Raw genomic sequence first — 13,301 nt, 5'->3', positions numbered from 1 at the left:
CATTTCGTATTTCAAAAAGCATAAAAAAAAGGACACCTTTCAAGATGTCCTTCTCTGTTTTAAAGTATTGTTAGAAGTCGTAACGCATACCCAATGATAGTGCAAGGGCATCTTCGCCTGTCGAGCCACTGATTCCATTACCTAGACTTCGACCTTCTTTCCATGGGGTGAGGTTGGCATTTTTATCATTCAGCGTGGTTGCAACGTTGCCGTACAAGCGTAGTGCTGGGTCAAGTTTGTGTTCAACGCCAAGCGCAATCAAGCTGGTATTGGCATCATCGCGCTCGACATCACGATAGAAATATTCGCCACGTAGCGCGGTTTTCGGGGTTAATTTATATTCGCCGGCAATTCCCCACACTTGAGCATCTAGATCACGAGCAGAATCTTCAAATTGTGCCATTTGATATAAAGCACCTAGGCTTAAATCTTCAGTCACCTTATAGCTGCCTGCAAGACGGAACGCTTCACGCTCTGAATCGGTAGTTGCTGTTGGTGTAGCGGTATTGGCTGCATTCTTGCCATATTTTTGATAAGCCGCAGCAAAGTCGATTCGGTCTTTTTTATAGGTCAGTGCAAGATCGTAAGCTTTACTGTCTGATTTACCTTCGCCATCTGCTATTTTTGAATTTTCTTTGCCTGAGTTCATGGAAATGGCTGCAAGCACATTAAAGCCATCTGCAAATTTAGGTGATTTATATTCAAGGGTATTTTCATTGCGCTCATCAAACTTTAAGTCGCCAACACGCGTCACATTGCGTACATCACCCACCATGTCACCGAAGTAGTTGACAGGTCCACGTGCAATTTTGAACGGGCTATCGAAGCGACCTGCACGGAGTTGACCATACTGCGCATTTTTAACACCGACAAACGTATCACGTGTCGAAAAATTTACCGCTTTTGAATCTTGATCGCCACTTGCAAAGCTAATTTCTTGCTCAATTTGTGCGAAAACATGGAGGTCATCATTTATTTTTTGTTCAACTTTAAAACCTAAACGTGATGAATTAGAAGAAAGCCCGATTTCGTCGTAATTTTTACCGTCATCTAAATAATCCAAAGAAACATGCGCACGGCCATAAATTTTGACATCTGCGGCAGACGCGACGATTGGTGTAAATACGGTTGCCCCAAGCGTAAGTGCGATGAAGGTTTTTTTCATTGTGTGCTCCAATAAAGACTTCTGTGGTCTTGAATTTCTGTAGTGACATAGATCGCTACATCTCTATTGGTGCTCAGTATTGATGACAAATAAGTCAGTAAGGTGAAGGAAATATTTCAAAAATATTAAATATAATCAGAATGTTAATTTATTGATATTGTCATATATTGGTCATGGTTTTGTCATAAAACATGTCGTGTTGACGTTGATCATTCAATAAGATGTTTGAAGATCAATGCGTTTGTTTGAGGAAGATAAATAATAAAAATACATGTATTGATCAAATAAAAAGGAGCCGAAGCTCCTTTTTGTATTTATAGATAAAATTAAAGTGCAGCTTTAATCTTTTCAGCAAGCGCTTTGATTTTTTCTTGATCACCCATTTGTGCTGCATGTTTACCAAGCTCATGTACTGAGCTTGGAATCAAATGGAAATGCACATGAGGAACGGTTTGACCTGCGGCAGCACCAGAGAGTTGCATCAGTACAATACCTTCCACACCTAAGGCTTTTTCAATTGCTTTCGCAACTTTTTGCACGATTTGAATGGTATAAGCCGCAGCGTCAGGTGCTAAATCAAGTAAAGTCACCGCAGGCGATTTAGGAATCACTAAAGTGTGTCCATCTGCCTGTGGCATGATGTCCATAAATGCAAGAACCTGTTCATCTTCGTAGACTTTAATCGCTGGGATTTCACCACGTAAAATTTTTGCAAAAATGTTTTGATCATCATAGCTCATGCTGTATTCCTTGAATGTTTTGAATGGACTTAGTCACATTTCAATTCTTTCTGACGTTCTTTAATTGCGTCAAGCTTTTGTTTCTCTTTTTCATTAAATTTTGGATTTGGGGTACGGCAATCCTCATTAAATTTTGCTTTTGCTTCTGCATCTTTAAAACAGAAACCTTTTGATGCATAAATCACATCATGATCATTTTTTAATTTTTTGCATTCTTGTTCAGACGCAAAAACCGTAGTTGAAGCCCCGAGCAAAGTCGCAAGGCTCATTACCGCTGCAACAGTCAATTTGTTCATGAGATTTCCTCTGAAATGTTCAATTTATGTGCTGATCTATACACAATATGAGGTTTAATTATGATTGTTCAATGGCGAGATATTACTCAAGTGTGATTTTACTCCATGATTCATACATTTTCACAGCACTGGAAAAATCACTTTCCTTATCCGATAAAGCACTTGCCGCTTGAATCATATTTTGTGCAATAGATAAAACAGGCGTGCTAAGTTTTGCTTCACGAGCAAGATCGACTGCAATACCTGAATCTTTAGCAAGTAAAGGCAGGGCAAAGGTCAGCGGGAAGCTGCGATTCAAAATGCGCTGTGGTAAAACGGTTTCAGTGACCATGCTTTTACCACTTGAGGCATTGATACAATCTAGTGCTTCTGTTAAATCAACGCCATGTGCTTTTAGCGTGGTGAAACCTTCCGCTACCGCACAAAGATTTACAGCCATTAACATATTGTTTACCGCTTTGACAGCAAATCCTGCACCCGATTCGCCCACATGTTTAATTAAACCACCAAAGGCTTGCATCGCAGGTAAAGCTTTTTCAAAAGCCTTTATGTCACCACCGACCATCACGGTAAGGGTGCCATTTTCAGCACCAATCGTCTGGCCACTCACGGGTGCATCCAAAAAAGTCACATCTTTTTCAGCGAGGTCTTGTGCTAATTTTTTTGCAGAATCAGGTACGCCACTGGTGCAATCGACCCAAATCGCACCTTTTTTAATGTCTAGGGTTTGAATCAGTTGTTCAACATCGGCACTGGTGGGTAAGCAAGAGAAAATAATATCCGCTTGTGCAGCAGCTTCAAGTGAAACAGCGTGTGTCGCATATTCAGCTGCATGTTGTTCTGCTTTGGCAAAATTACGATTCCATACCATGACTGTGTCAAAATGCTGAGGTAAATGTGCTGCCATGCGGTAACCCATCGCGCCCAAACCAATAAATGCAACTGACTGAATCATCTCAAACCCTCAATATTATTTTAAATACTATTCAGCACAGATTATTGATCTACAGGAGTAGATCGCTGAGATAGCCAAGTGGTCATTTTTGGCCAAAAAACATTGGCTGACTTTTGATTCGACATTAAACCCAAATGCCCACCGGGAATCTGAGTAAACGTGACGTCAGTACTACTTGTCAATTCAATTAAAGGCTTAGCCGCTTCTTCTGTGACAATTTGATCGGATAAGCCTGCACCGACCAATAACGAGCATTGGATGTTTTTTAAATCGACACAGGTGTCGCCCAATTGGATTGAACCTTGCTTAAGCGGGTTTTGTAGCCAGAGGTGCAAGACCATGTCTTGGTTAATGCCACCGGGATAATCAATCATCTTATTTAAAAATTGTCCCATGGTGGCATGTTCATAGACATTTTCGACCTTGTCTAAATTAAACAAGAACTGTTTTTGACTTTTGAACCACCCTAAAGGATCAAGTAACTTAAATCCAAGCGCATTTAAGATACCGGGAGTATGAATATATTGTTTGGGAATTTGACCAGTGTGCACCAGTTGTTGAAGGTTTGAATTTTTAGAAATCAGTTGGTTGGTGGTTTCAAACAGTTTGCCCACGCGACCCGATGCATAACTGTCGATTGGGCTACCCACCACAATCAGGTTTTTGACATGCTCAGGACTATGCAGCGCTGTATAGAGGGTGACAAAAACACCTGCCATACTCCAACCATGCAGTGAAATCTGCTCGCTGCCAGAATGGGCACAAATTGCATCAATTGCTTTCGGGATGGCATTGTCGATAAATGACATGAAATTCAGTTCACGATGTTTATAGTTAAAATGTTTCCATTCCACCAAATACACATCAAAACCGCTGTGCTGATAATGCTTGACCAATGAGCGATAGGGATATAAATCGTAAATGTCCATATTGATGGCAAGCGGTGCGACAAAGACCAATGGCTCACGATAGTGTTTATTCGGTGATGCATAACAACGTACCTTGCAAAACTCAAGATCAGCGATGTAATCGAAGGGGGTTTTTTGAGATAAAACCAAAGATGAGGCATTAAAAACCCGTGCGCTCAGATGTTTTAACTTTTTTTGCTGACGTTGAAAGTTTTGTTTAAGTTGAATCATGTGAAAATTTTATCCGTGTCCTTGGAGGATTGGTCGAAGTCTAAGCAATATTTGCTTATTATGCCTTGACCGATAATAGCTTAGACGATCAAAATGTTGGCAATTTTTTACAAAAGGCAGTCCGTGGGGCTGAGTAGACGTAATGAGCCAACAAGACGATATTTCATACCAATTAGAAACTTTAGCCATTCGCACAGGTCATACGCGTAGTTTCGAGGGTGAACATGCAGAACCAATCTACTTAACATCGTCATTTGTCTATGAAAATGCAGCAGAAGCTGCTGCTAAATTCTCGGGTCAAGAACCAGGGAATATCTATTCACGCTTTACAAATCCCACTGTAGCCATGTTCGAAAAACGCCTTGCTGCACTTGAAGGTGCTGAACGCGCCGTAGCGACCAGTTCAGGTATGGCAGCTATTATGGCAGTGGCAATGGCATATTTGAAAGCGGGTGATCATGTTATTTGTTCACGCGCTGTATTTGGCTCAACCGTAGCATTGTTTGAAAAATATGTCGCAAAATTTGGTGTTACTGTAGATTTTGTCGATTTGACCGATCTTGATGCATGGGAAAATGCCATTAAAGCGGAAACAAAATTACTGTTTGTTGAATCGCCATCAAATCCACTTGCTGAAGTGGCTGACATTCAAGCACTTGCAGATATTGCGCATGCCAATGGTGCATTATTTGCGATTGATAACAGCTTCTGTACACCCGTCTTACAGCAACCGATTAAATTCGGTGCTGACTTAGTCGTATATTCAGCGACTAAATATTTAGATGGTCAAGGTCGTGCATTAGGTGGTGCAGTGGTGGGTAATGCCAAATTACTAGAAGATGTGTTTGGTTATGTCCGTACTACAGGTCCTTCAATGAGCCCATTCAATGCTTGGGTGTTCTTAAAAGGTCTCGAAACTTTACGTTTACGTATGCGCGAACATTCATCGAATGCTCAGCAATTGGCTGAATTCTTAAACGCACATCCAAATGTGGAAAAAGTGTATTACGCAGGTCTACCTGAGCATGTTGGTCATGACTTGGCAGTGAAACAGCAAACAGGCTTTGGCGGTATTGTATCTTTTGAAGTCAAAGGCGGTCGCGAGGGCGCTTGGAAAGTGATTGATAACACCCAATTCATTTCAATCACCGGTAACTTGGGTGATGCGAAATCAACCATTACTCATCCTGCAACCACCACACATGGTAAATTATCAAGCGATGCGAAAGAAGCTGCGGGTATTCGTGAAGGTTTAATCCGTGTTTCTGTTGGTTTGGAAGAGATTGGTGATATTATTCGTGATATTCGTCGCGGTTTAGATCTCATCTAATTTTATAAAATGTATGTTCGGAGATATTTATGAACATTAATATGTTAATGCAGCAAGCTCAGCGCATGCAGAAAGAAGCTGAAAACAACATCAAGAAAGTGAAAGAGCAACTTGCGCTGACTGAAGTTCAAGCAGAAGCGGGCGGTGGTTTAGTGAAAGTCACCATGACTTGCCGTAATGTGGTGAAGCGTATCGAAATTAATCCTGAATTACTTCAAGATGATGCCGATATGATTGAAGACTTGATTGCTGCTGCAATGAATGATGCTGCACGTCAGGCTGAAGCGATTTCTGAAGAGAAATTAAAATCGGCAAATTCAGGTATGGGTTTACCACCTGGCTTAGCAGGTATGTTCTAAGGAAGAATGCGCAATGTTTAGTGATCGTTTTGATCAACTTGTTCAAGCATTACGCATTTTGCCAAGCGTTGGGCCGAAATCGGCTCAGCGTATGGCATTGCATATGATTATGAAAAATCGTGAAGGTGCAATCGGTTTAGCACAAGCCTTGACCGAAGCGACAGATCACATTCATGAATGCACGATTTGCCATTCTTTAACCGAAGATGACGTCTGTCATATTTGCAGCTCGCACGAGCGTGATGATGAATTACTCTGTGTAGTTGAATCACCCGCAGATGTCATGGCGATTGAGCAAAGTGGTAGCTTCCGTGGTAAATATCATGTTTTAGGTGGGCATTTATCACCCTTAGATGGGATTGGACCCGAAGAAATTGGTATTCCGTATTTGATTCAACGCTTAAGTCAAGGCAAGGTCAAAGAAGTGATTCTAGCAACCAATGCCACTGTTGAAGGTCAGGCAACAGCCCATTATTTGGTTGAGGCAAGTAAGCATTTACCGTTGCACATCACGCGAATTGCCCAAGGTGTCCCACAAGGCGGTGAGCTTGAGTACGTCGATAGCCATACATTGAGTCAGGCTGTACATAATCGGATGCGCATGAAATAGTCATTTTGGTCGTGGCTATTTTTATTTATACAAAAAATATATTAATTTAAATAAATGAACGATTAAGTATTTCTTAAGTTTCGGAAAATGTTATAAAAATGTACCAATTTTATAGAAAATTTCTATATATGGTTTAAGATAGTCGCCATCGAGCATCTAATTTTAGACTCTGTTTTATGTTTCAATTTATACAGCAGCAAACCGATTTAACCCAAGTTTTAAACCTGATGCAACATAGCTCGGTCTATGCTTTGGATACTGAGTTTATCAAGGTGGACACCTTGTGGCCAAAACTTGGTGTGTTCCAAATTAATGTCGATAATCATGTCTATTTGCTTGATGGTACCACACTGGATTTATCCGAATTTTGGCAATATATCTTTAAGGCGAAATTGAATATTTTCCATGCCTGTAGTGAAGATATCGACCTGATTTATCATTACACACAAAGCAAAAGCATCAACAACGTCTTTGATACTCAAGTCGGAATGTCATTTTTGGGACATGGCTTACAAGTCAGTTATCAAAACGCACTTAAACAAATGCTTGATGTCGATATTGATAAAGACCAAACCCGTTCTAACTGGTTGGCACGTCCTTTAAGTGATGAGCAACTACGTTATGCTGCCAACGATGTGGTGTATTTGGGGCAATTATCGGACAAAATTAAACAGGATTTAACGGCGAAATCTTTACTCGATTTTGCCCTTGAAGATTGTCAAAACTTAACCCATGAAATTGGTTTGGATACGCCTACAGCATTGTTATATCAAGATGTTGGCAACTACCGTCATTCACGCCGTCAGCTCATGCAATTACAACAACTGATGGTGTGGCGTGAAGGCATTGTTAAAGCCTTAAATCAACCGCGTAGTTTTATTTTGAAGCCATCTACCATGCTCGATATGGTGGAGAAAAATCCAAAGAATATGTTCCAATTGAGTCAAGTCAAAGACATTCGCTCAAGTACGGTTCGGGATTATGGCAAAACGATTTTAGATTTGTTGAGCTTCTTGCCTGAGCAAGCAGAATGGCCATTGCGTTTGGCACGCCCAATTCGTCATTCATCGCAAGACATTGGCAACAAAGTTGATGACTTTATTCAAGGGATTGCCCAGAATCTTTGTGTTCCTAAAGAAGTTTTGATGCGTAAGAAGTGGATGACTGCGCTGTATCAACATGTGGTATTTCATAATGACGAACAAGATTTGCCGAAATACCTATTGGGCTGGCGCTATGAATTACTGACCTTGCCACTCATTCGACTGTTACGTGAAGATGAATTTTACTTGTCGACCCAAATGAAAGTCCGCGATTGAATGTCATGAGATTTGCTTAAAGAAAAAGCAATTATACAAAATCACGACTGATGCACGCGCCATGGTTAATGTATCTGTCTTTTTTTTGATGTATCCTTGCCAATGATTTCCTAGAAAACCGTGTAAAACATGCAAGTATCTATTTATAAATCGAGCAAAAAAGACGAAATGTATCTTTACGTTGCTCGTCCACAAACTGAAAGCGAAGCAGAAACATTCGAGCCTTTGAGTGTATTGCCTGAAGCGGTACAAACTGCGTTTGGTCGTGCAACTTTTGTGATGCATTTGGAACTCAGTGAGTCACGTAAACTTGCGCGTGTTAATGTATTGCATGTGATGGATTCCATTGAAACCAATGGTTTCTTCTTACAAATGCCGCCAGAAGGTTTAATTAATCCGAATGCTGCTGCGCCAGAAGGGCTTCGCGGTGCTTAATGCAATTTCAGGAGTTGTGAAATGAACGGTTATGTCGCTGTAATGGATTCAATTCCTGAAGATTTAATCGCTATTTTAGTCTACGTTATCGGCAGTATCATTGCACTGTTGTGTTGGTACGGCGTCACCAAGCGTATTCCAAAACCGGTGGGTGGTTTGCTATGGATCATCATGTTTGCCATTTTGCTGACACCTACGGTATCTGAAGGACCGAATTCTTCAGTCGCGCCAGCAATATTTGGTTTGTTGTTCGGGATTTTAACCAAAGATCAACCTTTAATTTGGATTAATGCGTCACTGATTTTATTTGTCGTAGGTGTTGGTGCATTGCTAGGCTATTGCTGGTCAAACTATCGTGCGAATAAACCAGAGATAGTTTTGAACAAGAAGAGTTCACCGCTGTAAATACAACAATAAGGTTAAGTCATGTCTGTCGATCATCAACAATTTTCAGGTACGGATCAGTATATTGCGACTGATAGTCTCAAACTTGCGGTAAAAGCAGCGCGCAGTCTGCAAAAACCGCTTTTAGTCAAAGGTGAGCCGGGAACAGGTAAAACCTTACTTGCTGAGCAAGTGGCTGAAAGTTTGGGTATGAAACTCATTACTTGGCACATTAAATCGACCACGAAAGCGCAACAAGGTTTGTATGAGTACGATGCGGTATCGCGTCTGCGTGACAGTCAGTTAGGCGATGATCGTGTCTATGACATCAAAAACTATATTAAACCGGGTAAACTTTGGGAAGCATTTACCAGTGATGAACGCTGTGTGTTGTTAATTGATGAAATTGACAAAGCCGACATCGAATTCCCGAATGATCTATTACATGAACTCGACAAAATGTCGTTCTATGTGTATGAGACAGGCGAAACCATAACCGCAAAACAACGCCCAATTGTGATCATCACTTCAAATAATGAAAAAGAGCTGCCAGATGCATTCTTGCGTCGTTGTTTCTTCCATTATATTGAATTCCCTGATGAGGCGACCATGCGTGAGATTATCGATGTGCATTTCGATCAGATCTCAGCAACGTTGGTGTCAGAAGCGCTACAAGTCTTCTTTAAATTGCGTCAAATTCCGGGTCTTAAAAAACCACCTTCAACTTCAGAACTCATCGATTGGTTAAGCCTGCTTATGGCAGATGATATGCCAGAAGATATTTTGCGTAATAGCGACAAATCAAAAGCCATTCCACCTTTATATGGTGCTTTGATTAAAAATGAGCAAGATGTTGCGCTGCTAGAGCGTTTAGCCTTTATGTCACGTCGCTAAGGGAGAAACACGCATGTTTGTGCGCCTGTTTTATACCTTACGCAAATACGGTGTGCCTGTTTCCACACGTGAACTGATTGATCTGAATCAAGCAGTGGCGGCAGGTTTGGTTTTTGCCGATCAAGATGAGTTTTATCAGCTTACTAAGACCGTCATGGTTAAAGACGAACGTTATTTCGATAAGTTCGATCGTGCCATGAAAGATTATTTTGATGGTATTCAAACTTTTGATCTTGATGAACTCCTTAATCAAGTTCATAAATTACCTAAAGACTGGTTTGATCTCGAACTATTAGAGAAACACCTCACACCAGAGCAACGTGAAGAACTGAAAAAAGCCGGTTCGCTCGAAGAATTGATGAAAATGCTAGAAGAGCGATTACGCGAACAGCATAAAAAACATCAAGGTGGTAATAAGATGATCGGCACGGGGGGTACATCACCATTCGGTGCCTTTGGTGATCATCCTGAAGGTGTGCGCATTGGTGGTCCGGGACGTAAACGATCGGCAGTCAAAGTTTGGGAACAACGCCAATATCGTAATCTAGATGATGAACAGATTTTAGGCGGCCGACAAATGCAAATGGCATTGCGTCGTTTGCGTAAGTTTGCCCGTCAAGGTGCAGCGGAAGAGCTAGATATTGATGGCACAATTCGAGAAACTGCCAAGCAAGGCATTTTAGATGTGCAGTTAGTGCCTGAACGCCGTAATCGCATTAAAGTATTAATGTTGTTTGATGTGGGTGGATCGATGGATTCTCATATCGCGCAATGTGAAAAACTGTTTACTGCTGCGAAGACGGAATTCAAAACCCTTGAGTATTTTTATTTCCATAATTGTCTCTATGATTATGTGTGGAAAGACAATGTGCGTCGTTCTAGTACACGTATGAATACTTGGGATTTGTTCAATACCTATGGGCGGGATTATCGCGTGATTGTGGTTGGTGACGCGAGTATGGCACCGTATGAACTGACCTCGGTGGGTGGTTCGGTGGAATATATGAATGATGAAGCGGGGCAAGTTTGGCTACAGCGTCTGCGTCAGCATTTTGATAAAACTGCATGGCTCAATCCCGAAGAGGATCAATATTGGCATTACACCCAAAGCATTGGTTTAATTCGGCAAATTTTTGACAATCATATGTTTCCAATGACCCTGAAAGGGGTTGAAGATATGACGAAGTATCTTGCGCGTTGATTCCATTTATCTATAAGTGGCTTTATCTAATGTTATTAGAGATTTAAAAAAAATTCTTTTAGTATAAAGTCACTTGTATATATTTTATTCCCCAGTTAGGAATCACTATGGATCATCAAATTAATGGCATCGCTTTGCCAAATGAAGAGGGTTTTTTTGGTAATTATGGCGGTCAGTTTATTCCGCCTGATTTAAAACAAGCGATGGATGATATTAATGTCGCTTACCAAGAAATTCGTCAAACTGCCGAATTCCAGAATGAATTAAAAGAACTCTTTGCTCACTATGTGGGGCGTCCAAGTCCATTATTTCATGCTAAACGTCTGTCAGATCAATTGGGCGGCGCACAAATTTATTTAAAACGTGAAGATTTAAATCACACCGGCGCACATAAAATTAACCATTGCTTAGGCGAAGCTTTACTTGCCAAATATATGGGAAAAACCAAAGTCATTGCAGAAACGGGCGCAGGACAGCATGGTGTTGCACTGGCAACGGCGTGTGCATTAGTTGGTATTCCATGTGAAATTCATATGGGGCAAGTGGACATTGAGAAAGAACATCCCAATGTGGTCAAAATGAAAATTTTGGGTGCAAATCTAATTTCAGTGACGCGTGGAACTGCCACGCTGAAAGATGCGGTAGATAGTGCTTTTGAGGAATATCTCAAAAATCCAAAAGACTATATTTACGCGATTGGTTCAGTGGTCGGTCCACATCCATTCCCAATGATGGTACGTGATTTCCAATCTATTATTGGTGATGAAATTAAAGTGCAGACGCATGAGCGTTTTGGTGCAAATCCTGATTATATCGTGGCATGTGTCGGTGGTGGATCAAATGCTTTAGGTGCATTTACTGCATTTTTAAATGAACCAAATGTAAAATTGGTGGGCGTTGAGCCAGCGGGTTTAGGTTTAGATACTGATATGCACTCCGCAACATTAACTTTAGGTAAGCCAAGCCAGATTCATGGTATGGCATGCTATGTCCTTGAAGATGAGAAGGGCGAACCACTTCCTGTACATTCAATTGCTTCAGGTTTGGATTATCCTGGCGTCGGTCCTCAGCACAGTTTGCTCAAAGATTTGGGACGTGTGGAATACAGCACGGCAACCGATCAAGAATGTTTAGATGCATTTATGACGTTATCACGTGTTGAAGGGATTGTGCCTGCTTTAGAAAGCTCACACGCAGTGGCATGGGCGATTCGTGAAGCGGCTCAACTTCCGAAAGATACCAAAATTGTGGTCAATTTATCTGGACGTGGCGATAAAGATGCAGACTATGTTGCAGCTAAGTTAGGACTGAACTAGTTTTCAATATACAAAAATCCCGAATTCGTTCGGGATTTTTGATTAAAATGCTAAAAATGTGATGTTTAAATCATTTCATTGTCATTACAATTTAAAAATAAGTGTGAAATTTTATTCAATTTTTACCCTGAAATATACTGCTGTAGCTGTTCAATCAATTTGTGTTGATCCTCCATCGCGGCTTTGACTAAATCACCAATCGAAATGAAACCGACCAGTTTATCTTGATCAATGACGGGTAAATGTCGTAAATGACGATCTGTCATCAATTCCAAACATTGATCTACAGTATGGCTTGAACTTACCGTAATGACATTGGAGGTCATAATTTCATTGACCGTGGTGTTAAATGAGGTTCTTTCCATGAGGGTGATTTTACGCGTGTAATCGCGCTCAGATAAAATCCCGACAACACGATCTTCATGCATGACAACAAGCGCGCCGATGCCTTTTTCAGCCATTAAGGTAATGGCTTCTAAAACAGTCGCATCTGGGCGAATACGATAAATCTCTTGGTGTAATTTTTCTTTTAAAACTTGGGCAACAGTCGTCATGGGTCTGGTTTCCTTATGTTTATTATTGGTCCATAGTGCATCTGTCAGGTGTTGGGATGCTTCATATTATAAATACCACGATCTTTAACTAAAGTGCAGTCTTGGCGTTGAAAAAAAGAAGTGTGTCATTTGTAAAGGGGTGAGTTTGAGTTTTTGATGCTTTGATGTATACAGTGCGGGAATAACATCTAAGCGTTCTAGCGTGGGTAATAGCGCGTGATTAAAGTCATCGGCACGGATTTTTCTCACCGTATAATTGGGCCAATGTTGCTTGGCATATTTTTCTGCTTGAACAGGGCTCAGCCAAAATGGAAAGATCGCATCACCTTGATCTCGGGTCATCGCCCATCCATCTTGATATAATCCCCATAACACACCGCAATACATCATCGACTTCAACAGGGTTATTTTTAAAAATAAATCTTGAGAGATGGGTTTATAGGTTGCTATAAATTTCATGGTTTATTTTTAATAAATATCAGAGATAATTTATTGTAAAAGCTTCTGCTGTGATGTGTGTTTGAACTGTGAAAAGCTTTGCAACAAAACGTAAATTTCTTTTCATTTATCAATCAATAAGGTTAAAAAAACGCCACCTAGGTGA

Annotated in this window: 16 protein-coding genes; 9 read left to right on the top strand and 7 right to left on the bottom strand. The window is 40.8% G+C overall.

Annotation, left to right across the window (positions count from 1 at the left end; genetic code table 11):
* Nucleotides 1-70: 70 nt before the first annotated feature.
* From GFH30_RS07115 to GFH30_RS07095, 5 genes are all read right to left on the bottom strand, one after another.
* The gene (locus GFH30_RS07115) at nucleotides 71-1,165 is read right to left on the bottom strand and encodes a porin (RefSeq protein ID WP_153371564.1); all 1,095 of its coding nucleotides are present in this window, start codon (nucleotides 1,163-1,165) and stop codon (nucleotides 71-73) included.
* Between the two features lie 326 nt (nucleotides 1,166-1,491).
* A complete protein-coding gene (locus GFH30_RS07110; protein ID WP_153371563.1) occupies nucleotides 1,492-1,905 on the bottom strand; it encodes an HIT family protein in 414 nt (137 codons plus the stop codon).
* 29 nt (nucleotides 1,906-1,934) lie between these two features.
* Entirely contained in the window at nucleotides 1,935-2,201 is a 267-nt protein-coding gene (locus tag GFH30_RS07105) for a YARHG domain-containing protein (RefSeq protein WP_153371562.1), read from the bottom strand.
* An 82-nt stretch (nucleotides 2,202-2,283) separates the two neighbouring features.
* Entirely contained in the window at nucleotides 2,284-3,156 is an 873-nt protein-coding gene (locus GFH30_RS07100; RefSeq protein WP_153371561.1) for an NAD(P)-dependent oxidoreductase, read from the bottom strand.
* 41 nt (nucleotides 3,157-3,197) lie between these two features.
* Nucleotides 3,198-4,295, bottom strand: coding sequence for an alpha/beta fold hydrolase (locus GFH30_RS07095; RefSeq protein ID WP_153371560.1), 1,098 nt, complete (start codon nucleotides 4,293-4,295; stop codon nucleotides 3,198-3,200).
* A gap of 142 nt (nucleotides 4,296-4,437) precedes the next feature.
* On the opposite strand from GFH30_RS07095, the gene GFH30_RS07090 reads away from it, so the two are divergent.
* From GFH30_RS07090 to trpB, 9 genes are all read left to right on the top strand, one after another.
* Complete coding sequence (locus GFH30_RS07090; protein ID WP_153371559.1) at nucleotides 4,438-5,625, top strand: O-succinylhomoserine sulfhydrylase; 1,188 nt, start codon at nucleotides 4,438-4,440, stop codon at nucleotides 5,623-5,625.
* Between the two features lie 29 nt (nucleotides 5,626-5,654).
* Nucleotides 5,655-5,984, top strand: a complete 330-nt coding sequence (locus tag GFH30_RS07085; protein WP_153371558.1) for a YbaB/EbfC family nucleoid-associated protein — start codon at nucleotides 5,655-5,657, stop codon at nucleotides 5,982-5,984.
* Between the two features lie 13 nt (nucleotides 5,985-5,997).
* Nucleotides 5,998-6,594: a recombination mediator RecR gene (recR, locus tag GFH30_RS07080; RefSeq protein WP_153371557.1), complete on the top strand. Its 597-nt coding sequence runs from the start codon at nucleotides 5,998-6,000 to the stop codon at nucleotides 6,592-6,594.
* Between the two features lie 176 nt (nucleotides 6,595-6,770).
* Nucleotides 6,771-7,913 carry a ribonuclease D gene (locus GFH30_RS07075; RefSeq protein WP_153371556.1) on the top strand — a complete coding sequence of 381 codons (1,143 nt, stop codon included), beginning with the start codon at nucleotides 6,771-6,773 and terminating at the stop codon, nucleotides 7,911-7,913.
* A gap of 129 nt (nucleotides 7,914-8,042) precedes the next feature.
* Nucleotides 8,043-8,348 (top strand): YcgL domain-containing protein, encoded by a 306-nt coding sequence (locus GFH30_RS07070; protein ID WP_153371555.1) that lies wholly within the window; start codon nucleotides 8,043-8,045, stop codon nucleotides 8,346-8,348.
* Nucleotides 8,349-8,369: 21 nt separating this feature from the next.
* Nucleotides 8,370-8,753 carry a hypothetical protein gene (locus tag GFH30_RS07065; RefSeq protein WP_153371554.1) on the top strand — a complete coding sequence of 128 codons (384 nt, stop codon included), beginning with the start codon at nucleotides 8,370-8,372 and terminating at the stop codon, nucleotides 8,751-8,753.
* Between the two features lie 21 nt (nucleotides 8,754-8,774).
* Nucleotides 8,775-9,626, top strand: a complete 852-nt coding sequence (locus tag GFH30_RS07060) for an AAA family ATPase (RefSeq protein ID WP_153371553.1) — start codon at nucleotides 8,775-8,777, stop codon at nucleotides 9,624-9,626.
* A gap of 13 nt (nucleotides 9,627-9,639) precedes the next feature.
* Nucleotides 9,640-10,827, top strand: coding sequence for a vWA domain-containing protein (locus tag GFH30_RS07055; RefSeq protein WP_153371552.1), 1,188 nt, complete (start codon nucleotides 9,640-9,642; stop codon nucleotides 10,825-10,827).
* Nucleotides 10,828-10,934: 107 nt separating this feature from the next.
* Nucleotides 10,935-12,143, top strand: coding sequence for a tryptophan synthase subunit beta (gene trpB, locus GFH30_RS07050; protein WP_153371551.1), 1,209 nt, complete (start codon nucleotides 10,935-10,937; stop codon nucleotides 12,141-12,143).
* A gap of 122 nt (nucleotides 12,144-12,265) precedes the next feature.
* On the opposite strand, the gene GFH30_RS07045 is transcribed toward trpB, so the two are convergent.
* Together GFH30_RS07045 and GFH30_RS07040 are read right to left on the bottom strand one after the other, a co-directional pair.
* Nucleotides 12,266-12,697, bottom strand: coding sequence for a CBS domain-containing protein (locus tag GFH30_RS07045; RefSeq protein ID WP_153371550.1), 432 nt, complete (start codon nucleotides 12,695-12,697; stop codon nucleotides 12,266-12,268).
* An 84-nt stretch (nucleotides 12,698-12,781) separates the two neighbouring features.
* Nucleotides 12,782-13,156 (bottom strand): DUF2750 domain-containing protein, encoded by a 375-nt coding sequence (locus GFH30_RS07040; RefSeq protein WP_153371549.1) that lies wholly within the window; start codon nucleotides 13,154-13,156, stop codon nucleotides 12,782-12,784.
* Nucleotides 13,157-13,301 lie beyond the last annotated feature (145 nt).

It is taken from the genome of Acinetobacter wanghuae, from assembly GCF_009557235.1.
GTDB classification, from domain to species: Bacteria; Pseudomonadota; Gammaproteobacteria; order Pseudomonadales; family Moraxellaceae; genus Acinetobacter; species Acinetobacter wanghuae.
This window is presented reverse-complemented; position numbering and strand designations above follow the sequence as displayed.